This window comes from Flammeovirga sp. AWQ4_249 (genome assembly GCF_056161045.1).
The window spans coordinates 100,027-122,600 of record NZ_JBSWYJ010000009.1 but is presented as its reverse complement, the minus strand read 5'-3'; the positions used below and the strand labels follow the sequence as shown (position 1 = coordinate 122,600).

At 33.4% G+C, this 22,574-nt stretch carries 23 protein-coding genes and 1 pseudogene; 8 read left to right on the top strand and 16 right to left on the bottom strand.

What is annotated here, in order from left to right; translation table 11 throughout:
• Positions 1-24: 24 nt before the first annotated feature.
• From ACXAHM_RS09545 to ACXAHM_RS09500, 10 genes are all read right to left on the bottom strand, one after another.
• Positions 25-1,437 (bottom strand): sulfatase family protein, encoded by a 1,413-nt coding sequence (locus ACXAHM_RS09545; RefSeq protein WP_474960205.1) that lies wholly within the window; start codon positions 1,435-1,437, stop codon positions 25-27.
• Between the two features lie 23 nt (positions 1,438-1,460).
• Entirely contained in the window at positions 1,461-2,468 is a 1,008-nt protein-coding gene (locus ACXAHM_RS09540; RefSeq protein WP_474960204.1) for a PfkB family carbohydrate kinase, read from the bottom strand.
• 94 nt (positions 2,469-2,562) lie between these two features.
• Positions 2,563-3,999, bottom strand: coding sequence for a tagaturonate reductase (locus ACXAHM_RS09535; RefSeq protein WP_474960203.1), 1,437 nt, complete (start codon positions 3,997-3,999; stop codon positions 2,563-2,565).
• Positions 4,000-4,022: 23 nt separating this feature from the next.
• Entirely contained in the window at positions 4,023-5,675 is a 1,653-nt protein-coding gene (locus ACXAHM_RS09530) for a UxaA family hydrolase (RefSeq protein WP_474960202.1), read from the bottom strand.
• Between the two features lie 66 nt (positions 5,676-5,741).
• Positions 5,742-6,434: a bifunctional 4-hydroxy-2-oxoglutarate aldolase/2-dehydro-3-deoxy-phosphogluconate aldolase gene (locus ACXAHM_RS09525; RefSeq protein WP_474960201.1), complete on the bottom strand. Its 693-nt coding sequence runs from the start codon at positions 6,432-6,434 to the stop codon at positions 5,742-5,744.
• Positions 6,435-6,436: 2 nt separating this feature from the next.
• On the bottom strand, positions 6,437-6,865 hold the full coding sequence (locus ACXAHM_RS09520) for an L-rhamnose mutarotase (RefSeq protein ID WP_474960200.1): 429 nt from the start codon (positions 6,863-6,865) through the stop codon (positions 6,437-6,439).
• Positions 6,855-8,249: an L-fucose:H+ symporter permease gene (gene fucP, locus ACXAHM_RS09515; RefSeq protein ID WP_474960199.1), complete on the bottom strand. Its 1,395-nt coding sequence runs from the start codon at positions 8,247-8,249 to the stop codon at positions 6,855-6,857. Before fucP ends, ACXAHM_RS09520 begins: the two co-directional genes overlap by 11 nt.
• Before the next feature lie 23 nt (positions 8,250-8,272).
• The gene (locus ACXAHM_RS09510) at positions 8,273-9,304 is read right to left on the bottom strand and encodes a zinc-binding alcohol dehydrogenase family protein (protein ID WP_474960198.1); all 1,032 of its coding nucleotides are present in this window, start codon (positions 9,302-9,304) and stop codon (positions 8,273-8,275) included.
• A 12-nt stretch (positions 9,305-9,316) separates the two neighbouring features.
• The gene (locus ACXAHM_RS09505; protein WP_474960197.1) at positions 9,317-10,264 is read right to left on the bottom strand and encodes an aldo/keto reductase; all 948 of its coding nucleotides are present in this window, start codon (positions 10,262-10,264) and stop codon (positions 9,317-9,319) included.
• An 18-nt stretch (positions 10,265-10,282) separates the two neighbouring features.
• Positions 10,283-11,131: an amidohydrolase family protein gene (locus tag ACXAHM_RS09500; protein ID WP_474960196.1), complete on the bottom strand. Its 849-nt coding sequence runs from the start codon at positions 11,129-11,131 to the stop codon at positions 10,283-10,285.
• A 211-nt stretch (positions 11,132-11,342) separates the two neighbouring features.
• On the opposite strand from ACXAHM_RS09500, the gene ACXAHM_RS09495 reads away from it, so the two are divergent.
• Positions 11,343-11,963, top strand: a complete 621-nt coding sequence (locus tag ACXAHM_RS09495; RefSeq protein WP_474960195.1) for a LacI family DNA-binding transcriptional regulator — start codon at positions 11,343-11,345, stop codon at positions 11,961-11,963.
• Between the two features lie 175 nt (positions 11,964-12,138).
• Here ACXAHM_RS09495 and ACXAHM_RS09490 read toward each other — a convergent pair whose 3' ends face one another.
• Positions 12,139-14,097: a transposase gene (locus ACXAHM_RS09490; protein WP_474960194.1), complete on the bottom strand. Its 1,959-nt coding sequence runs from the start codon at positions 14,095-14,097 to the stop codon at positions 12,139-12,141.
• Between the two features lie 169 nt (positions 14,098-14,266).
• Between ACXAHM_RS09490 and ACXAHM_RS09485 the strand changes: the two genes are divergently transcribed.
• Together ACXAHM_RS09485 and ACXAHM_RS09480 are read left to right on the top strand one after the other, a co-directional pair.
• Complete coding sequence (locus ACXAHM_RS09485) at positions 14,267-14,584, top strand: recombinase family protein (protein WP_474960193.1); 318 nt, start codon at positions 14,267-14,269, stop codon at positions 14,582-14,584.
• 22 nt (positions 14,585-14,606) lie between these two features.
• Entirely contained in the window at positions 14,607-14,930 is a 324-nt protein-coding gene (locus ACXAHM_RS09480) for a hypothetical protein (protein WP_474960192.1), read from the top strand.
• A 41-nt stretch (positions 14,931-14,971) separates the two neighbouring features.
• On the opposite strand, the gene ACXAHM_RS09475 is transcribed toward ACXAHM_RS09480, so the two are convergent.
• Positions 14,972-15,331: a plasmid mobilization protein gene (locus tag ACXAHM_RS09475; protein ID WP_474960191.1), complete on the bottom strand. Its 360-nt coding sequence runs from the start codon at positions 15,329-15,331 to the stop codon at positions 14,972-14,974.
• 551 nt (positions 15,332-15,882) lie between these two features.
• On the opposite strand from ACXAHM_RS09475, the gene ACXAHM_RS09470 reads away from it, so the two are divergent.
• The 5 genes and pseudogenes from ACXAHM_RS09470 to ACXAHM_RS09450 all read left to right on the top strand — a co-directional run bounded on the left by ACXAHM_RS09470 (position 15,883) and on the right by ACXAHM_RS09450 (position 19,055).
• A complete protein-coding gene (locus tag ACXAHM_RS09470) occupies positions 15,883-16,245 on the top strand; it encodes a hypothetical protein (RefSeq protein ID WP_474960190.1) in 363 nt (120 codons plus the stop codon).
• Positions 16,246-16,853: 608 nt separating this feature from the next.
• Complete coding sequence (locus ACXAHM_RS09465) at positions 16,854-17,516, top strand: hypothetical protein (RefSeq protein WP_474960189.1); 663 nt, start codon at positions 16,854-16,856, stop codon at positions 17,514-17,516.
• A gap of 27 nt (positions 17,517-17,543) precedes the next feature.
• On the top strand, positions 17,544-17,777 hold the full coding sequence (locus ACXAHM_RS09460; RefSeq protein WP_474960188.1) for a sulfatase-like hydrolase/transferase: 234 nt from the start codon (positions 17,544-17,546) through the stop codon (positions 17,775-17,777).
• Positions 17,778-17,957: 180 nt separating this feature from the next.
• A complete protein-coding gene (locus ACXAHM_RS09455; protein WP_474960187.1) occupies positions 17,958-18,275 on the top strand; it encodes a hypothetical protein in 318 nt (105 codons plus the stop codon).
• Between the two features lie 84 nt (positions 18,276-18,359).
• Positions 18,360-19,055 (top strand): annotated as a pseudogene (locus ACXAHM_RS09450) (sulfatase-like hydrolase/transferase).
• 286 nt (positions 19,056-19,341) lie between these two features.
• On the opposite strand, the gene ACXAHM_RS09445 reads toward ACXAHM_RS09450, so the two are convergent.
• The 4 genes from ACXAHM_RS09445 to ACXAHM_RS09430 all read right to left on the bottom strand — a co-directional run bounded on the left by ACXAHM_RS09445 (position 19,342) and on the right by ACXAHM_RS09430 (position 22,562).
• Positions 19,342-19,992 (bottom strand): RNA polymerase sigma factor, encoded by a 651-nt coding sequence (locus tag ACXAHM_RS09445; RefSeq protein ID WP_474960186.1) that lies wholly within the window; start codon positions 19,990-19,992, stop codon positions 19,342-19,344.
• A 401-nt stretch (positions 19,993-20,393) separates the two neighbouring features.
• Entirely contained in the window at positions 20,394-20,750 is a 357-nt protein-coding gene (locus tag ACXAHM_RS09440) for an IS66 family transposase (RefSeq protein ID WP_474960185.1), read from the bottom strand.
• A gap of 71 nt (positions 20,751-20,821) precedes the next feature.
• Entirely contained in the window at positions 20,822-21,499 is a 678-nt protein-coding gene (locus ACXAHM_RS09435) for a bifunctional 4-hydroxy-2-oxoglutarate aldolase/2-dehydro-3-deoxy-phosphogluconate aldolase (RefSeq protein WP_474960184.1), read from the bottom strand.
• A gap of 52 nt (positions 21,500-21,551) precedes the next feature.
• Positions 21,552-22,562, bottom strand: coding sequence for a PfkB family carbohydrate kinase (locus ACXAHM_RS09430; protein ID WP_474960183.1), 1,011 nt, complete (start codon positions 22,560-22,562; stop codon positions 21,552-21,554).
• Positions 22,563-22,574 lie beyond the last annotated feature (12 nt).

The following is a 22,574-nucleotide window of genomic DNA, read 5'->3' as shown; positions in this document are numbered from 1 at the left end:
ATATATTCAATCTAACTAATATTATTATAAGTTTTTAGACTTTTTCTCTCCTTTACTTGCTTTATCAATAAAGTACTGTCTACTCTCCTCTTCTTTTAGTACATTTTCAGCATGAGGATCATACCATTTTGCTTTTACTGTCCCTTTTGTCCAATCTGTGTATAATGCTGTTAATTGTTCAACAACATCAGGATTTTCTAAGGCTAAGTCATTATGTTCATAAGGATCTTTTGCAAGATCAAAAAGAAGATTTTTTTGTTTATAACCAGAAAAAACTAATTTGTAATCTCCATGTCTAATGGCATAACCTGCACCATCTGAATATCTCCAAAAAATTGTTTTATGAGGTGCTGCTTTCTCCTTACCTTTTAAATAGGGTAAAAGGTTTACACCATCTAGTTTCTTGTTTGGTTCATTAGAAGAGGTTGCCGCAACAGCTGTTGGGAAAATATCTAATGCAGAGATAGGTTGGTCATATCTTTGTCCACCTTTTAATTCATTAGGCCAAGAGAAAATAAAAGGGACTCTTATACCTGCCTCGAAAAGCATTCCTTTATGACCTCTAAAAGGATAACCACTTGCACCATGAATATGAGGGCCGTTATCACTATAAAATACAATTAAAGTATTCTCATAAATCCCTTTTTCTTTTAATTTTTTGATGACTTCACCAACCCCATGATCCATACCTACAACAAGTGCTCCATAAGCAGCCCTTTTTCCATCCTCAATATGTTCAACTTTTTTAAGGTATTTTTGAGGAGCTTGAATTGGAGCATGAGGAGCATTATAAGCTAAATACATGAAAAATGGTTCCTCGTTTTCAGTATATGAATCAATATAATCTGTTGCTGCTTTAGTGAAGTCGTCAGTTAAATAAGTTAGTTGGTTTTTTGGTACTAGTTTACCGTTTTTTAGAACACCCGTCATCTCACTTTTCTTTTTAGGTTCTCCCCAATAATCTGCATCTCCTCCATAAAAACCAAACCAATCATCAAAACCTCTATTTATAGGCCAAAAAGATTCATGATCACCCAAATGCCATTTTCCAATAGCACAGGTTTTATAACCTTGTTTTTTTAAATGTTCTGAAAGTAATAGTTCGTCTAATGGTAAACCATCATCTTCTTTTACATTGTTGTATGGAATATTGTTTTCATGACCAAACCTTTGCTGATAACGTCCACTTAATAATCCTGCTCTACTTGGACTACAATAAGGGTGACTCGCATAGCCTTGTGTCATAATTACTCCATCCTTTGCCAATGCATCTAAGTTTGGTGTTGGGATTTCGGAACCATTAAACCCAACATCTCCCCAACCTTGATCATCTGATAAGATAATGATCACGTTCGGTTTTTGAGTTTGTTTCTTTAGTGGTTCACTTGCAAATAAATAGTTGCTCACTAAGAGTAAAAATAATAAGGTATTCTTCATAACATCTCATTTTTTTTACATAGTTAGCGATCTACTTTTGAAAAGCTGGAAGAAATTATCATTTGTTCAATTTCCCCCTCTTTTACAGCGTTAAAATCCCCCGCTATACCATGTTTAAATGCTGATGCTGCAGTTGCAAAGTCAATACATGACTGAAGATTAGTTTCATATTTATGTAAGCCAAAAATGATTCCTGCCATAAATGCATCTCCTCCACCAATTCTATCGACGATATGTGTAAGGTCGTATTTTTTAGATCGATATACTTTTTTACCATCGTATAACACTCCTTGCCAAGTATGATGATTGGCAGAAATTACCCCTCTTGATGAGAATACTACCACCTCACAATTCGGATATTCTTCCATCATTTTCTTTCCAGAAATAGCAAAATCGACATCACTTACATCTTCTTTTACTACATCTACATCAGGATGAATACCTGACATCACATTACAATATTTCATCAATGACGGCATCACTTCTTCATGTGATTTGCCCCACTGCCAAAGTTTTGATCTGTAATTATAATCCATTGATATTTTCAACCCTTTCTCTGAAGCAACTTCTAATGCTTTTTGAGTAAGAAGTGCTGTATTTTCTGAAACAGCAGGTGTGATGCCACTCCAATGAAACCACGTTGCTCCTTCAAAAATAGCATCCCAATCAAATGCGTTAATTTCTAATTTTGAGAAAGCACTATATTCACGGTCATAAATTACTTTACCTCCTCTTTGCATCGTTGGTGCTTCTGTAAAATATAATCCCAGACGACCTTCTCTTTTAATAACATTTGAAGTGTCGATCCCATATTTTCTCATATTCAAAATCGCTTCATGGGCAATATCATGATCAGGTAACGCAGAAACTACGCCTACGTTCATCCCTAAATTACCCAATGAACTAGCTACGTTTAATTCAGCCCCACCAAAAAAAGTCTCATAATCTGGTGTTTGACCAAATCTTCTTTGCATAATTGGAGAAAGACGCATTAAGATTTCTCCAAAAGTAATAATCTTATGATTTTTCATTTCAATATATCTTCTAGTAATGTCGGTGTTTCTTCATCTAAAAAATAAGGGAATCTTCCGACTCCCTTAATTTTGAACACACACCAAAAATTATTTAGGCAAATAATTCTTCTGTTAATATCGTTTGAACACCTTCGTTATCAATCACTCTTAAATAATGAGTAATCCCCTCATGTAGTTGAGGAATCTCATTCAAATCATCTCCCCATAAAGTTGTATATCCCAATACTTTTTTCACAAGTTCCTCAAGGTTTATCACATTCGTGAAGTACTCTTCCCAAACTGTTTGTAGTAATAAAACGATATCCGCATTATCTTGAGGTTTGAATTGCTCATTGTTAGGAGAATATAAACTAATTAATGCAGCAAAGGACATTGTTAAATGTTTTGGTACTTTTTTCTCATTTTGCAATGCAAGAATTGAAGGTAGCACTCTTGTTTTAAACTTAGGAAATGAGTTTAAAGAGATACTTTTTAGGTAGTGCTTGATGAATGGATTTCTAAATCTATCCAACACATCTTCTTTAAATTCTACTAATCCCTCTGCAGGAGGTAATGAAGGAATAATTTCTTCTGTTAGGGCTGTGTCAATGAACTGACAAACATATTCGTTCTCCAAATTTTCTCTTACTGTATCAATACCAGACAAAAGACCAACTGGAACCATTAGCGTATGTGCTCCATTTAAGATTCTTACTTTACGCTCTCTGTACGGAGCCTGATTATCAGTTACTACGATGTTTAACCCTGCTTCCTCAAAAGGTAAAACCTCTTTTATTTTCTGATCGCCTTCCAAAACAAATAAGTGAAACTGCTCACCTTCTACCACCAACTGATCTTCAAAACCTAAGTCTTTTTGGATCGCTTCGATTCTATCTTTCGGATAACCTGGAACAATTCTATCAACCAATGTATTGTAGAAAGTACAAGCCTCATTTACCCAATCTGTAAACGTTTCTGCGAGGTCCCAATCTTTCGCATATTGAAAAATGATTTCCTTCAATTTCACACCGTTCTTATCGATCAACTCACAAGGAAGAATCACAAGACCCTTGCCTTTTGCACCATCAAAATGCATAAAACGGTGGTGAAGAAAGGCTGTTAATTTCGCAGGGAAACTATCTTGAACAGCATCCAAACAATCGCCTTCTTTATAAGTAATACCTGCTTCTGTAGTATTCGAAAATACAAACTGTAAAGTATCTACTTCAGCAAGTTTTAAATAAGCATTGTAATCTTCATAAGGATTCACAACTTCTTGTATACAATCCACCAACATTTGCTTGTTGATCAATTCTCCTTTCTCAATACCATTCAATAACAAATGATATAAACCATCTTGAGCATTAAGCATTTCACCTAAACCTTGTGGGATAGGTTGCACAACTGCCACACCGGCATCAAAATCTGATTTTTCATTCATTTCATGGATCATCCAATCAATAAATGCTCTTAAGAAGTTGCCTTCTCCAAATTGAAGGACTTTTATTGGGCGAGGATTTACACTTGCCGTCGTTCTATTTAATTTCATTGTTGTATTGTTAGAAGGTTTTATTAAAGAGAAATACCTCTCTTCCAAGGGATAAAGTCATCGTGACGCATACGCATAGAGTTGGTTTCTTTTTTACCACTTGCTACATCCAATAAGTAATCTAACATATTGGCAGCTCTCTCTGCAATCGATTCTTCACCAGTAATAACCGCTCCAGTATCAAAATCAATAATATCATTCATTCTATTCGCTAAAATTGAATTTGAAGATACTTTTACCACTGGTGTGATAGGGTTACCTGTTGGTGTACCTAACCCTGTACTGAAAGTAATTAATGTCGCTCCTGAACCTGCTAAAGCCGTTGTAGACTCTACATCATTACCTGGTGTACAAAGTAAGTTAAGGCCCGGTTTTGTTACTTGTTCTGTGTAATCTAATACTTCCACAATTGGAGAAGAACCCCCTTTTTTCGCGGCACCTGCTGACTTCATGGCATCCGTAATTAAACCATCTTTGATGTTACCTGGAGATGGATTGGCATCAAAACCTGACCCTACAGCTTCGGCTCTTTGTTTGTAGATCGCCATTAATTCTACAAATCGTTTGGCATCTTTTTCCTCTACACAACGATCTGTTAGACTTTGCTCTACACCGTTTAATTCTGGGAATTCTGCAAGGATAGGTGATGCACCCAAAGCGACCAACATATCCGAAACATAACCAATAACAGGGTTTGCTGAGATGCCTGAGAAACCATCAGAACCACCACATTCTAAACCTAATCTTAAGGCAGAAATTGGAGCGGGTTGACGTTCTATTTTGTTGGCTTCTACCAAACCTGCCATTGTATATTTTACAATGTTTGAGATAAAGTCAGATTCAGCTCCACTCTTTTGTTGTTCCACATAGTAAACAGGCTTGTCAAATTTTGGATTCACCTTTTTGATGGCCTCTTGCAAAATGTCTACCTGTGCATTCTGACATCCCAAACTTAAGAATGTAGCACCGGCAACATTTGGATTGTTTAGATAGCCGGCTAATAACTGACAAAGTGTATCAGAATCTTGACGAATACCTCCACAACCTCCATCATGAAGAAGGAATTTGATTCCGTCCACATTTTTGAATACGCGGTTTTTCTTTTGTTCTGATAAAGGAATAACTATATCGTCATTTAAGATCGAATTACCATCAGAACCGTTTTCTATTTTTTTTAATAAGCTATCAATGTCAAGATCATAATCTCTTCCTTTTGAGTAGCCTAATTTATCTTCAAGAATTTCTTTTGCGGCCAATACATTTCTGTTCTCACAGAAAACTAACGGCACTACCAACCATGTATTTTGAGTACCAATCTGTCCATCATTTCTGTGATAACCCATAAATGTTCTGTTTTCAAATGCAGATACATCCGGCTTGGTCCATGAAGTTCTTCGGTCTCTTACTACTACATCACTCGCAGCATGTTTTACATTGTCTACCGTCAATGCTTCTCCTTTTTTGATGGGTTGAGTGACTTTACCTACTAACACACCGTACATGATCACTTCATCACCTACTGCAAAGTCTTTTAGAGCAAACTTAAACTTGCTTTTCACAGGACTTGTAGTTGTGATTTTTTGACCTTCAAATTCTATATTTTCAGCGATTTCTAAATCTTTTAGTGCCACCATCACATTGTCTGTAGGGTGCACCATTAGTACTTTATTCATCATCTTTATTTCTTTTTTAAAAACAGATTTACTGTCTTGTCATGAAGATTAAATGAGCTATGATGTCTTTTATACTGACATTGGAACTGCTTCACCTCTGTATTCAGTAACAAATTCCATTAATGATTTGAGACGAACATAAGTAGCCTCTAAATCATAAGTCGCGTCTTCGTTTTTGACAAGTAATTTATCGCCAATTCCAACACAACTTACACCAACATCTAACCATCCTTTGATGTTATCGACAGTAGGAGATACACCTCCTGTTGGCATCACATCTGTCCATGGCATCGGTGCTTTAACTCCTTTGATAAAGCTCTTTGCATCAAAAGCATTTGCAGGGAAAATTTTCACCACTTCAGCACCACATTCGTGTGCATCAGAAATTTCAGATACTGTTGTACAACCAGGGAACCAAGCAATTTTTCTTCGATTACAAACCTTACCTATTGCTGGGTTGAATAATGGTGAAACAATAAAATCAGCACCATTCTGAATAAAAATACCAGCTGTAATTTCATCGACAATTGATCCAATACCAATCGCCAACTCCGGATACTTTGTTCGAGTAACTTTCACCAACTCAATAAAAATCTGGTCGGCTTGTTCGCCTCTATTCGTAAATTCAAATACTCTGATTCCAGCTTTGTAAGCAGTGTCTATTACCGATAAAGTTATTTCAATATCGTTGTGATAATAAACAGGAACAATCACAGTGGATTTCATTTTAGAAACCACATCAATTCTTGAAAAATTAGCCATAATTATTCGATGATTAGTTCCTTAGATTGAGGTCGCAATTTTGATGTATCTTTAACTTGACCTTCCAAGGCTGTGTATTCCTCTTTCTGATCTATTTCATAAATACGTTCCATTAATTCCCATTTACTGTCCGCAGAAGCATTAGCGTCTGCCACTTGAAAACGAGAAACAAATTGCTCCCATTCAGACTGTCTTGGTTTGGTACCAAGTTCAGTCATTTTTGTTTCATGATCAAATTCCAATACGGTATCCATGATCATAAAAAGCTGCTGTCCATGTAAGTAAATTTCCATATCAAGAATACCCACCTCTTTCATACCTTGCGTAATCTCTTTCCAAGCGTATCCTTTTGCATGAACTTTTTTATATTCTTCAATAAGGGTTGGATTATCTTCTAATGACAATGCCTTACAATATCTTTTAAATTTCATTATTTGAATTTTTTGTATTTAAGAATCTTCTATAGCCGTATATTGTTATGACACAGAAACATATCAATGGTAGTAAGAATGATATATTTTCAAATGGTAGTCCAAATAAAGTTTTCGTATTCATGACTTCTTTTAGGTCAATTATTGCACCCTGTAAAGGAGGCATTAATGCTCCACCAACAATAGCCATTACCAAACCTGCTGCACCAAATTCTGCATCTTTATCCAAACCTTCCAGTGTAATACCATAAATTGTAGGAAACATTAAAGACATAAAAAGTGAAGTTCCAATCAGTGCATATAAACCAATATCTCCACCAACAAATACTGTAATCAACATCATTAGAATTCCACCAAAAGCGAAGAGAGAAAGAAGTAGAGAAGCTTTTATGTATTTCATTAAAATTGTAGAAGAAAATCTACCTGCTAAAAAGAGCACCATTGCTATAATATTGAAGGTTTGTCCTTCCGCTTTGGAATAACCAATATTTTCAGCATACTGAATAATAAATGTCCAGCACATGATTTGTGCCCCTACATAAAAAACCTGAGTAAAAACCCCTTCTCTATATTTAACATTTTCTATCAACCTATTCAAAGTATCTTTCAATTTAAAGTCTTTGTCCTTTTCTATTGTGATAGGAATTTTCGTTAAACCGATTACTACTGTTAAAGCTAATATCACCAATCCAAGCATTACATAAGGATCACGTATTACCATTAAATCATTGGCTCTAATTAATGCCTGAGTTGTTTCTGGTAAAGAATTATAAATCAATTTACCTGCTGAATTTTTTTCCGCAGATTTTAAATTTGAAAGGATAAATTGTTGAGCTACAAACATACCCATTAGTGATCCAATTGGATTAAATGACTGTGCTAAATTTAACCTTCGTGTAGATGTTGATTTTGCTCCCAGAGATAAAATTAATGGATTGGCAGTAGTTTCTAAAAAAGCCAAACCGAATGTCAATATATAATAAGAGGCTAAAAAGAACCCAAAAATCTGATATTGAGCAGCAGGAATAAATAATAATGTTCCTACTGCAAACAGGGCTAACCCTAATAAAATTACAGATTTATAAGAATATTTTTTGATAAGAATTGCTGCTGGAATTGCCATTGTAAAATAACCTCCATAGAAAGCAAACTGTACTAGAGAAGCTTCAAAATTGGAAATATTCATTACCGTTTTAAAAGCAGAAACCATTGGGTTTGTGATATCATTGGCGAATCCCCAAAGTGCAAATAAAGTAGTAATCAAGATAAATGGCAGAAGGTATTTTCTCTCTACTACTTTCTCTTTTTTAACTTTAAGGAAAGATGGATTGACATCCTCCTCTTTTTGATGTTGTATATTATTGTCAACTGTTAGATTGTTCATTTTAGAGTTGTTATTTTTCTATTTTAAGATAATGTCAACATGGCTTTGATTACACCTGTTTCAGGTTTCAACCAACTATCAAAATGATTCGCGATATCAGTAAATAAGACCTTATGTGTAATCCATGGATTTGTGTCAATTTGATTCTTTTCAATCATTTCAATAATTTGATCAAAATCAGCTGGTAATGAATTTCTACTCGCCATAATCGTTAATTCTTTCTTATGAAAATAAGGGTCATGGAATGAGAAATCACCAGGGAATAAACCAACAAATACAATTCTACCTGCTGCAGCTGTAAACTGTAATGTATTCGCCATAGAATGTTTATTGCCAGTTGCATCAATGACTACTGTTGGAAGGTTGCCGTCAAACTGAGCTCTTATTCTTTTTTCTGTTTCAGCTACTTCTTGATGTACCTCTACCGTTCCATCCACTTTTATATGCTTATGACAAAAGTCTAATCTACTTTGATTAATATCCATCATTACTGTTTTAGCTCCTGCTGCCATCGCAAACTGACAAGCCCCCATACCAATTGGACCCGCACCAATAACGACAACAGTATCTTCTGCAGTAACTCTTGCTCTATTTACAGCATGACAACCAATACTTAGTGTCTCTACTAAAGCCAACTGATCATAGCTCAATGACTTAGAAGCATGAAGATATTTTGCTGGAATTTTGAAATATTCTCTCATTCCGCCGTCTTCATGAACACCAAATACAGAGATATTTTCACCACAGTTAGTAAAACCTCTTTCTACTGCATGGTCTTCTGTTTTGTTGAAATAAGGCTCTACTGAACATTTGTCGCCTACCACTACATTTTGAACATCATCGGCAATTTCTACCACTTCTACACCCAACTCATGTCCTAAGATTCTTGGGTAAGTAAAGAAAGGTTGCTTGCCTGTATATGCATGTAAGTCTGTACCACAGATACCTACTCTATGAACTCTTACCAAAGCTTCTCCTGCATTTAGTGTTTCTTGAGGTTTCTCTGTTTCGCTTACTTCAAATTTACCTGGTTTATTTAGAATAATCGTTTTCATTTCCTTATTAGATTAATAGATACAGTTTGTTATTTTATTAAAGATTTCTTCTGATAATCCCCCTTGATTCCAAGCATCAACAGTAGATTTTATTTGAGGGATTTTTCTTGAACCAATCACGATACGATCAGCCTCTTTTACAGACATCAAATAACGAAGTGACATATTTGCTAAATCAAGATTATTCTCATCAGCAATTGTTTTTACTTTTATAGCTACATCTACATCCCTGTTAGAGATCCATTCATTGTTGGGCCTTTCTTCACAAAGTCTTTCAAAACGACTTCCAAGTAATCCCATATGAATAGCAGAAGCAGCGTAATAACGAATGTCGTTTTCTAAGAAATAAGGAATGTCCTTCTCGAAAGCAGACATATTGCAAGCATCCATTTTCATAAACCCAGAAACTACTTCAAAAAGTCCAGATTCTAAAAAAGGATAAAATTCTGGAACTGGATTACCTCCTACACCAATTTTTTTTGCATAACCTTTTTCTTTGATCAAGGCTAATGTCTCTAGAATATCATCTTTCTGATCGTAAGGCACCATGTGTGGTTCATGTAAGAATAGAATATCTACCGCATCAACACCAATTCTTTCTAAACTAGTCTCCATGCTTTTCATCATGGCATCTCTAGAATAATCTAAGTGGAATTCGTCTGCTTTTTCTGCGAATAGACGTCCAATTTTAGTACTGATATATGGTTTCTCTCCTTTCCATTGCTTCAACGCTTTACCTACAAACTCTTCCGCTCTATTGTAAGATGGGGCTGTATCTAAGGATAAAATATTATTTTCTAAAGCATAAAGGATTGTTTCTACCGATTCATTTTCATCTACTGGTCCCCATACCCCTCCTAGTCCTGAGGTTCCTAATACCATTCTTGTACCATGAGAAAAAGAAGCATGATCCTTATGTACATTGGCTAAAAAAGTTGGTTTTGCTATTGTCTCTATCATTGTATTTTCTATTTAAAATTAGATTACTTCGGTTGTTTTTGATATTAAACCATAGAATTTCATCGCATTACCTCCAAGCACTTTCTCCTTCTCTTCTTGGTTTGTGAAGTAGTTTTCAACAATATTCATCACTGTCTGATATTCACCTGCTAGTTTACAAACAGGCCAATCAGAACCGATCATTACTCTGTCTACACCAAATGCATCGACTACTATTTTAATGTATTGGTGGATTTGTGCTTCCGTCCAGTTTTCCCAATCTGCTTCCGTTACCATCCCTGAAAGTTTACAAGAAACATTCTCGAAAGCCGCGATTTTTTTGATGTCTTGCTCCCATTGGTCAAAGTTTCCGTTTTTGATTTCTGGTTTCGCAATATGATCAATCACAAATGGCTGATTCGGGAACTTCTCTACCAATTCCATTGCAAAAGGAAGATGTTTAGGGAAGATCAAAATATCATAGGTTAAATTGAATTCCTCCAAGGCTGCAATGCCATTCAAAAACTCTTCTCTCAACATAAACTCATCGTCTTCTTCATCTTGAAGTACATGTCTTACTCCTTTAAAATCTGAAAACTGAGAGAAGTAACTTAAGCGCTCTCTTACATTACTATGACGAAGATTTACCCATCCAACAACGCCCAATATAAAAGGGTTTGTACTTGCTTCTGACAATAAAAACTGAGTTTCTTTTTCTGTCTGACTAGCTTGTACAGCTACACAACCTTCGTACCCAGATTTCTGCATTTCTGCCCATAAATCTTGAGGAAGAAAATCTTGTTTTAAAACCGACATTGAGTCATCAATCCATGAGTGTTCTACAGGAGAATACTTCCACAGATGATGGTGTGCATCTATTCTTTTCATCTTATTTTGAAGGGTAATAATTGCTTTTTAAGGCATATTCAAATATTGCCTTTATCATTTCATTTCTTGTTGATACAAATGTAGGAAGTTCAAGTTTTTCTTAAAAGTTTAACGTTTGCGCAAAGTCTTTTTGAAGGTTTTGCTTACTTTGTATTCAAATATGATTAACTGAAATAAGACATGAATACGGACAAGCCAAATATCACCTAAAATGTTGAAGGTGTCCACTACAACTGTATCAAGAGCATTACATGGTGGTGAGAGGATATCTGAAAAAACTAGGAAAAAAGTTCAGGATCTTGCAAAAGAATATAATTATAGACCAAACCTTCTAGCAAGAAATTTACAAAAGAAAAAATCAAAGACTGTAGGAGTAATTATACCAGAATTTAATCATAACTTTTTTTCAATGATGTTACATGGTGTTGAAGAGGCTACTTTAGCGGTTGGTTATCAGATGATGATAAATACCACAGGACGTAATTATCAAAGAGAAAAAGAAGCATGTTATGCAATGGCTGACGCTCAAGTAGACGGTATTCTTATTGCTTTATCACAAGATATGGAAGACTATTCCTACTTAAATGAGATAAGGGATAAAGGAATACCAATTATATTGTTGGATAGAATTTGTGAAGATATTGATACTTCAGCAGTAATCACAGATGATTTTTCAGGTGCTTTTAAGGCTGTAGACTATCTAATAAAAAAAGGACATAGAAACATAGCACATTTAAAAGGTGAAGAAGGCATTTCAACCACCTTTAATAGATACATGGGGTATATTGAAGCTTTTAAAAGAGGTCCCTCCATCATTCTTACGAAGAAGTGACATTTCAAATTGTAAACAATTGAATATAAATTCTTTATGACTTGTGTTTAACTTATTTTAATATATTGTAAATTTGATATGTTTTTTGATAAAAATATGCCCATCTAACTTCGGAACAATATTATGTGATTTTTCATTTTTAAGAAATATAATGCTGAAAATATTGTTTTTTTTATTATATATTTAATCCTGGGAAATTCATATTTAAGTGATATTCTCCAAAACGATTAATATGCTCTGTCCTGTAAGGAGATAGTTCCTTAAACACATCATGAGATTCAAGGCTACCATCCTTTATCATTATATCCAAAATCTTCGACATTTGATAGGTATTATAAAGAATAATAGCATTCGTTACCAGGTGATTATACTGTATGATTTTCAACTGTTCATATCGTCTATTTTCACGAATAGTATTGTTGCTTCCAAAACTAACCCACTTAGTAAAATGATTAAACTCTTCACTTTTAACAGTGCCTTGATGAATCTGTTTTCTTAATTCTAAGCTATCTAAATACTCCATCAAAAACTGAGTTCTTATTACCTTTCCTAACTCTTTAAAAGCAAGATAAAGCTTATTTCTTCTGCTTTTTCTTGTTAATTTTTTCATGATATGCGATGCCGTAATTTTCCCTTCCATAATACTTATGGCCACCTTAAACATATCATCATAATGCCTTTGAATTAATGACCAATTAATCGTTTTGGTGAATAAAGTGTCGAGGTTTTCTATTTCAAAATCCTTTTCTGGCTTATAAAAATTCAATTCCTTTAGAGAGCGAATACGCGGCATTAATTGTATTCCTAAAAGATACGATAAACCAAAAATAGCTTCGTTTTGTGCATGCGTATCTCCATGAATTTTATGGGGTTGAATGTTGGAAGTATTGTTGATGATTCCATCTAAAACAAAAACAGCTTCATATACCCCACAAGGAATGAAATGGCTAAAAAGGGCAATATAAGTATCTGAGACATGATAATAACCAATACCCCCATACTTTCCATAACGGATATGATACTCAGAAAAGGAGTTTTGAGAAAAGATATTCCAATGGGTACCATCTACTGAAACACTCTCTTTTTGCCCCCAAAAAGAAGGTAGTTCTAATTGATTAAACTTATTGATTATTTTTGTATTTTCAGAAGACAGTTTTGTTTCGGTTACATGCATTCTATTGAACCATGAAAGCTGATTTTGTGTGATAAACTTCAACGATTTTTCAGCTTGAGCAGGACCTAAATTACATTTATACGAAAATAAGGTACTGAGTAGATGCTGATCATAATTAGCTATTTTAGGATCATTTCCACTGTGCAATCCTATATTTTCAGAAAACACAACTGATTTATTAACGGAGGTCAAAATATCTAAAATGGAAATTTGTTTTAGTTCTTTCTTTAATCGATGATCCACTTTTTTATAATCAGGATGTCGTTCTCTTTTTTCACTTTTTCGTATAACAAGTTGCTCATTTTCAAAGGTAATGTATCTATTATCATCAAAATTAACATCTGTAGTTTGAATAGAATGGGTTAACTCTTTCTTTAACTTTGCTATAAAATCTTCTTTCACTTTCGGAAAGTCTAACCGTTCATTATAGAGGTCTATTTTATTTTCATATTCCTTATTATCAATTAATTGCTCTCTATAATCATCGTATTCAAAACTCCCTTTCACATACAAATCAAGTGATTTTAAAGATTTTGATAACTCATGAAATAAGGCAATTTCTAAATAATTTCTATGCAACTTTTCAATAGGTTTCTGCCTGTTTGTAGTTCCTGTTATTAATGTTTTTACCTCTTCATTTATCCATTGGAGACCAATGGGCATTTGGTCTATAATCCATTCACGTTTCTTATTTCTATGCTCTTTGATAAATTTAAGGCAGTTAATCAGAGATTGATCAGCAGTAGTGGAGCGTATATCAAGCAAGCTAATGCAATCAAAAATGAGTTTTCTTTTTCGCTTATAAATGGGTAATAAATAATAGTAGACATTTGATTGTGTAGCAGCAATATGTTTCCTGCAAAGTGCTAAATTACTTTCATTATTTTTCTTTAATTCAAGGAGTGCTTCATCATCACCAACAGCTATTGCACTTAACGCTTTTTCATAATTATCAATCAAATAATCAGTAGTTTTAACATGCTCAAGATAATATTGATCTACTTCTTTTTGTGCTTTTCTGAATAGCTTATTAATCGTTTATTTTGTTATTTATTAGCTATAAAATTGGTTGATTAAAGTAATGATTAATAGGTATTTTTACTATAATTCAACACTATTATAGTAAACCATGAAAATTGTCGGATATACCAGAGTTTCGAGTGATAAGCAAGATTTAGAAAAGCAGAAATATTTATTGTTTCAATATGCACATCAACACCAAATGAATATTGATGTATTTATTGAAGGTGAAGTATCTTCTACGAAATCTTTAAAAGAAAGAAAGGTGGATCAATTATTAGAAACTCTTAAAAAAGATGATATCCTTTTAGTAGCAGAATTAAGTCGACTAGGAAGAAATATGTTGGAAACATTGAATATCATCAATACGCTTTCAGAGAAAAGCATCAAGATTTTTTTTTGTCAGACAACTAGAATTATCTACTAATTCAACTCATACGAAATTACTATTGGCTATCTATAGTTATTTTGCTGAAGCTGAAAGAGAGTATATTGTTATTAGAACCAAACAAGGATTAGCCGCAGCAAAAGCTAAAGGAAAAATACTAGGTAGACCAAAAGGGAGTAAGAATAAAAAAGAGCGAGCATTAGATAAGCATCGAGAAAAAGTAATTACCTTCTTAAAAACAGGTGCATCTCTTAGTTCAATAAGAAAAATTATTAATGCTGACCTAGATAGGCCTTTGAGTTATAGTACGTATAAATTTTATGTATTGAATGATGAAATGTTAAATCAATTATGGTTAAGAAAATCTAAGAATAATACAGAATAAAGATCAATTAAATTAACACAGTGACTGAACTTTATTCAGAATTATATTTGGTTTGTAAAAGTTATCTGAAAATGAGCAAAATTGATCATTTTTGACGAAATGTCACTTTTCCGTCGGTATGATGGAGGGACCTCCATATGTAAAGCTTTTGCTACCTGATTTAAGTTATGACCTATTTTTCTAATCTGAGCAATTAATAATTGATCTGAAAATGGTCTACGAGATTTTTGTTTTTCAAGACCAATCATAAAGATATCTCTAACACCAAGTTTGGAATCTCTTAAGAATTGATTGATGTATTCATTTTCATCATCAGTTACTCTAAACTTTTTATACTTAGTTTTTTTCAATTCCTTTTTTAAAGGTCTACCATTTTTCTTTTTACCTCTAATTTTTTCCATTAAATTATTGTTTTATATGAAACATAATATTACAAATGAGCAGTATTGCGAATGTCCCCAACTTTACGGTAGTAACAAGCGAGTGAGTATATTACGAAACGGGTTTTTGTGGCCACATTAAAATCTCAATTCATTGAGTTTTTGTTACCACATAAACATAGCTTGCTCAAAATTTAGTCGTGTAAAAGAGTTTAAAAATATTTTAGTTTTTACTCATTTTAAGTAGGATAAAATATTAGTGATTCCAAAATATTTTCACAAAAAAACTTCTTATAAATAGTGATCAATCTAATCTTTTACTTGTTTAAGTAGGAACAATTATTCATTATGAAAATTTTGGAGCAATAAAGCAATGGAAAATGTAGAGTGAGTATGAATAAACTAGAGTGAAAATTGCCTTTTCTTAAATAATTAAACCAGAGTAATTAAAGAAAGCTTAAGCTTAAAGCCTTCTTTTGAAAAGTGTTTTGAATTTGCTGAACAGTACGTGAAAGACAATCAGTTAGGTTTCAAGATTGATAAAAATAAGATTCCTGAATTCATCAATTGGTATGAAAAGAAAGAAGCTTCATTTAAAGCATTTACACTTTGCAAGATGCACTTTCTTACCGAATACAGAACCTAATAGTTTAATCAAAGAAAAGGTTGTGAGAGGAAAAACAGAAGGCAATAAGAAGAATAAGCTATTGGCCATAAAAAACCTACAGGACTTAAAGCAGTTTTGCGAACAAAAAGCCATCTATAAGGACTTCTATCAGAAGATATCTATGAAGTTCTGGAAAGAATCCAAGCAACAAAATGACCGCTACAAGCTATTAATGGAAAATGCTTTTAAGAGGATTAAATCTCAAATCGTACTGCAAAAAGATTTTAGAAAAATGGAGCGTGTCATTTTGAGGGAATTTAATCTTTGATAGGTGAAAAAGAAAAGCTTCTAAGTCTCTAATTTTGAAGTAGAAAGAAGTAATTTCACGCTAACATTGTACAATGGTTTGATACTAAAAATCAATGCCTTATCATAGTGTCCAATTGTTACTAAAACGACAGTTCTCATTCTAAAAACTTTAAAACAAATTGCTTAAGATTTAAATCATATTTCGATAAATAAATTCAACGATACAGCATCTTGATGACGAACCAGAATGATCTACAGAGATATTACGAATAGATAGTAACTCTTAGATATCTCGATAGCTTAAACTAAAACGTAGTTTTAGATATACAGCGTGTAATATGATTTCTTTAGGGAAACGTTGACTCTTAAAACAGATCGATGGAGATGATGGCATAAGTCAAAGATAACAATTTTAGATAAATCAGCTAGCAATGCGACACAACCTATATTTACCCTGTTTGTGTAATGAAGATCTAAATCTAAATAAGTCATTAATTTTCAGTTTAAAAGTGATAGTCATACAACTATTTCCCATTCGTGATGTAGACAAAAAGAAAACTCTCAACTCTAGAAAGTGAAGATTTAGAAATTCAACAAATAATTTTTTAACTATTAAAGTATCGAAAAATGAAACAATTACTTTTAACATTGTCTATCTTTTTATCTATCCATGTAAGCTCTTGGTCACAAGAAGTAATCAAAGAATGGAACTTTACAAAAGGATCTCCAACAAGCGAAGATGGTACAACTCTTAAGTGTTTTTCTGAAGGAAACCAAGATGATGGTTCTGATGATCAACTGTATCTTGATCATGAAGACTTCTACGAAGGTGTTAAAATCACTCCTGTAGGCGAAGGAAAATTCAATCTTCAGGTTACATTATCTGACTTTAACCTTCCTACTGGAAAACATAGTTTTATTATTACACTGAAAGATCAGAATGATGAAAACATCACTCGATTAAACTTCCACAGCAATGGAAATAACATGATTAGAGTGGGTGGTGATGATAACACTATTTGGTATGTAGGTGATATCCAATATGGTATAAAGAGTAAAAAAGCGACGACTTACGGTATTACTTTAGATTTCAATAAAGGTAAAGGGGCTTATCAGTACTGGTTAGATACTCCTGATTCTAAAGATACAGCATGGAAGAAAAGAAATAAAGAATACAAAGGTTCAATCTCGTTAAAGAATAGAGAAGTTTCTAAGATTGTATTATCTGTAAAAAATCAAGAAGATGGTAACTACATCAACCTTGATCAAATAAAAATGTGGAAATCATAATGCTTTTTTAATCTAAAAAGCATAATAATGAAAAATAATGCATTTTATGTAAGTCTAATTCTTCTTTTGACTGTAGCCATTAGTGATTATAGTCAAAAGAAGAATATTCTTTTTATAGCTATAGATGACCTAAAACTTACTATTGGGGCTTATGGCGATACTTTTTCACAGACTCCTAACATTGATAAATTAGCCAGTCAAGAAACTGTTTTTATGCAAAACTACTGTCAACAAGCGGTGTGTGGGCCTTCAAGGAGCTAGTTTATTAACAGGATTAAGACCCGATATTGTAAAAGTGTGGGATCTTAAAACACAAATTCGTGATAAAGTACCTAAAGTGGTCACTCTCCCACAGTATTTTAAAGAGAATGGGTATATTACCTATGGCGTAGGTAAGGTATTTGACCCAAGGAATGTAGATCAATTTCGAGATAAAGTATCTTGGACTTCTTATATCATTACCCTGCACTATATAATTATCAGCACCCTGATAATTTAGCTACCATAAAAGCACTTGAAGCAGAAGCAAAAGCAGAGGGAATTGAGGAAAACTGGAAAGTGATTAGATGGATTAGAAAAAGGTTTAATCCTGCCGTAGAAAAAGCAGATGTACCTGATGGTGCAATTGCAAAACAGGCCATTGCTGATATCAAAGAATTAGCTGCCCAAAATAAACCTTTTTTCCTTGCGGTTTGGTTTAAACGACCACACCTTCCGTTTGTCGCTCATAGTAAATATTGGGACTTATATGATGAATAAAAAATTCCGTTAGCTGAGTATCAACATAAAATTGAAGGAGGCTACGATAAGGCTTATCATAGTTCTAGTGAGTTACGAAATTATATGACGGGTATTGATTTTGAATTAGAAGATGGGTTTACTATGGTAGAAGAAGAAAGTCAACGAAAATTAATCCATGGTTATTATGCTTCAACTTCTTATGTAGACGCTCAAGTAGGTAAACTTATCTTTCAATTAAAGGAAAGTGGTTTGGATAAAAATACGATCATTATCCTATGAGGTGATCATGGTTGGCATTTAGGAGACCATAATTTATGGAATAAACATTCAAATTTTGAACAAGCCACAAGGTCTCCAATGATCATTGTTGATCCTACTCAAGCTACTGTAAAGCAAGTTAATAGTATGACGGAGTTTGTGGATGTATATCCTACATTATTGGATTTGGCAGATATACCAAAACATAGGCATAAATTATCAGGTAACAGCTTAAAGCCTTTATTATTAGGAACACAAGATTCGATTAAAGAATATGCAGTTAGTCAAATGTCAAGAGGAGGAGTGCAAGGATACTCTCTGAAAACAGAGCGTATCAGATATACAGTATGGTATAGTAATTCACCTCGTACAAAAAAGTCATTGAAAAAATGTAAGAAAGTAGTAGAGGAATTATATGACTATGCTAATGACCCTTTAGAAACAACAAACTTTGCCAGTCATCAAGAATACCAAGAAGAATTGAAAAGAATGAGAAAGTTATTTCTAGAGTTTTTCAATAAGGAAAGGCCTGTGTTATAATTCAGAGATCACAACGTCTAGTATTTTTATATTACAATTAACAAAAAATAGATTTTAAATATCTTTGCGGGATAAACAAAAAAGAAGATGAATTATTTACACATGATATAATTCATCTTCTTTTTTGTTTCAATACCTTATAACTAATGACGTAACTAGTATGATATGTTATGATAAATCATCTACAATTATACATACAACAGTTAGCCGATTACTAAAAAAGGCCACTTTAATCTTCAACATCAAGGTAGCCTTTTCAAAATTATATATATTCGTTGTTTTTGATCTATAGAATATCAGCACTCTTAATTACTACTAACAACATAGAAATCACCATTGCTGAAGATAAACCAGTGTTGTTAACATCTTTGACTTTGTAGAAATCTTCAATTACCTTTTTCACTACTTTTATTGCTCTACTGATCTGAGTTCTTACTGTTGATTCAGAAACATTTAGCTCTTTTGCAATTTCTTTGTAACTCATTCCTTCTTCTTTAACCATTTTAAAAACGGCTCTACTTTGTTCTGGTAGCTTCTGAACAGCCATTTGAATCACATCCATCAGCTCTTTTTCGAACATCATTTCTTCTGGTGATACTTTTTCTACCTGCCATGAAAAATAATCTTCGTCAACACCATCAGTAAACTTTGCATTTTTACTTGCAGCTCTTACAGCTTCATTTTTAACCGATCTAAATAAGTAGGATTTTATGTCCTTGATAGTTTTAACATCTTGCCCTTTTTTGTAGAGATTCATAAAAATATCAGAAACAACATCTTCGGCTAATTGACTTGATCTTGTTATGCTTTTTGCATACACAAACATTCCATCAAAATAAGTCGTATATATATTTTCAAACCAATTTTCAAACTTATGAGTATCAGGAATAAAAACCTTAGTTATTGTAGTTGTTTTCAATGAGTAAGTATTATCCATCAGTGTGCCAGATTAAGATATATAAAAAGTAGAAAGTAGAAAAAATCATCATTTCGATGATATGAAAAAAATATTTGATAACATTAAAGTACAATGTTATCTTAAAATATACTAAAAATAGATCAAATATTTTATCACCCTTAATCTATAGCAAGTCTTAAAATCTTTCATTATAAATCTCATTTCATTAATCATACTGTATTTTTATAAATGTTAAATACCATATAACATATGGTAAATAATTACAAATAAGCGTTATTAACATAAAGAGATATATAAATAAGAATTGTCTACATAAAAAATTATTTTTTTGTAGTTTTTTTAAAAATAAAGCGAAAACGGCGTTAATGGCTAAAAAACAAACAGGATACGACCAATTGCATGTGGACGTATTTTATTTTCTATGGGATTGCTATCAATGAGTAATCCACCCTTATTGACATATTCTCGTAACCCTTTTTAATGATAAAAAAGTAAGTAATTGCTTTACTTATGCCTGTCTTAGGTAAAATAGATTGTTTTTTAGCCCATTCGAAGAGCATATCAATAACTAGAACAACATATTTCTGTCTTTGAGACTGAATTTCGTCTATTTTTGTATCTGCAGTAAACGTTTTATCTAATTCATAGAGCTTGGTGATCAAATCAACGACATCAGATGCATCTTTGTAACCTCCTTTATAAGCATTAAAAAAGTATCGACATGCGTGTGCACAAAAATTTAAGGGAGTATCACTATTTTGAGGCTTTCTACGCAATATTTGATATATAAATTAGTATTACAATTAAGGCTGACATCTGCTAGTTGGAATCGTGAAGGGAACTCTTATTATAAATACTGTCTAATTTCATTTATCATTTTGTATACGTTAGTTACTTTAATTTCAATTTGATCAATATCAAAATTTCCTTTATCATCTTTTTCAAATAACTGAGAGCCAATACCAACACAATGTACCCCCGCACCTATCCATGATTTCAAATTATCAAACTCTGGCTTTACACCTCCTGTGGGCATAATACTAGACCATGGACATGGTCCCTTTACTGCTTTTACAAACTCAGGTCCCCCTACTTGTTGACCTGGGAATATCTTGACTACTTCTGCTCCTAACTCTTCTGCATATGAGATTTCTGATAGTGTTCCACAACCTGGAGACCATGAGATTTTTCTTCGATTACATATCTTAGCCATCTCTGGATTTAATATTGGAGAAACTACGAAATCAGCACCTAATTGAATATATAATGCAGTGGTAGGACCATCAACTAATGAGCCAATACCAATAGCCATATCGGGGTGATTTTCTCTGACATATTTTGCTAATTCTCCAAATACTTCATGTGCAAAATCTCCTCTATTTGTAAATTCAAAAGCTCTTGATCCACCGTTATAACAAGCAGTTACTACTGCTTTACATACTTTTATATCTGAATGAAAAAATACTGGAATCATACCCGTTTCTTTCATTTTTATTACTACTTCTATTCTGGTTAATTTTGCCATTATAAGAAATTAATAGATGATAAATTGATTGATTGATGAAGATAGGATTGCATTACCTGGCTACAAGACCTGCATCTTGTCCTGATATAATCGATTTCACTTCTTCTGCAGTACAAATATTTGCATCACCTGGAATAGTATGTTTAATACATGATGCCGCAGCAGCGAATTCTATTATCTGTTGTAAATCCGATTTCATATGTTGAAAACCATAAATTAGTCCTGCCATGAATGCATCTCCTCCACCCACTCTGTCTACCATATTTGGCATGTTGAATTTGGCAGATCGAAAAGTATCAACTCCATCAAAAAGTACTCCCGATAATTGGTTGTGAGAAGCAGAGAATGATTCTCTTAAGCTTGTGATCACATACTTTAAGTGAGGGTATTTCTTTTTAATTCTTTTTGGAGCAGCATCGTAACTATCTCCATCTTGGAATTCAGCTCCAAGCATTAGAGCTGCATCACTTTTACCTCCTAAAACTATATCAGAATATTGAATCAACTCAGGCATTACTTCGATAGGTTTTTTGCCCCATTTCCATAGCTTACTTCTGTAGTTTAAATCACAAGAGACAGTAAGACCTAGCGCCTTTGCCGTTTTTAATGCTTCCAATGTGATCAATGCAGATTTCTCTGAAACTGCTGGAGAGATTCCCGACCAATGAAACCAAGTTGCTCCTTCAAGTACTGTTTTCCAATCAATCATTTCTGATTCAAAAGTGGCAAAACCAGAATCATCCCTGTCGTAGACTACTTTTGATCCTCTTTGAGCAGTACCTACTTCAAGTAAATACATACCTAATCTTTTTCCACCTCTAACAATGGTAGAAGTATCGATCCCATGAGATCTTAATTGCATCACTGCTGTATCACCCAATTCATTTTCGGGTAATCGGCTAGCAAAGGCCACATTCTGATTAAAATGAGCTAGAGAAACGGCTACGTTAGCTTCTGCTCCTCCATAATTCACATTAAAAGATTGTGACTGTTGTATTTTTTGGTGATGTGCTGTGGAGAGTCGGATCATCAACTCTCCAAAGCATACAATTCTATTTTTCATTTATCAAAAAGA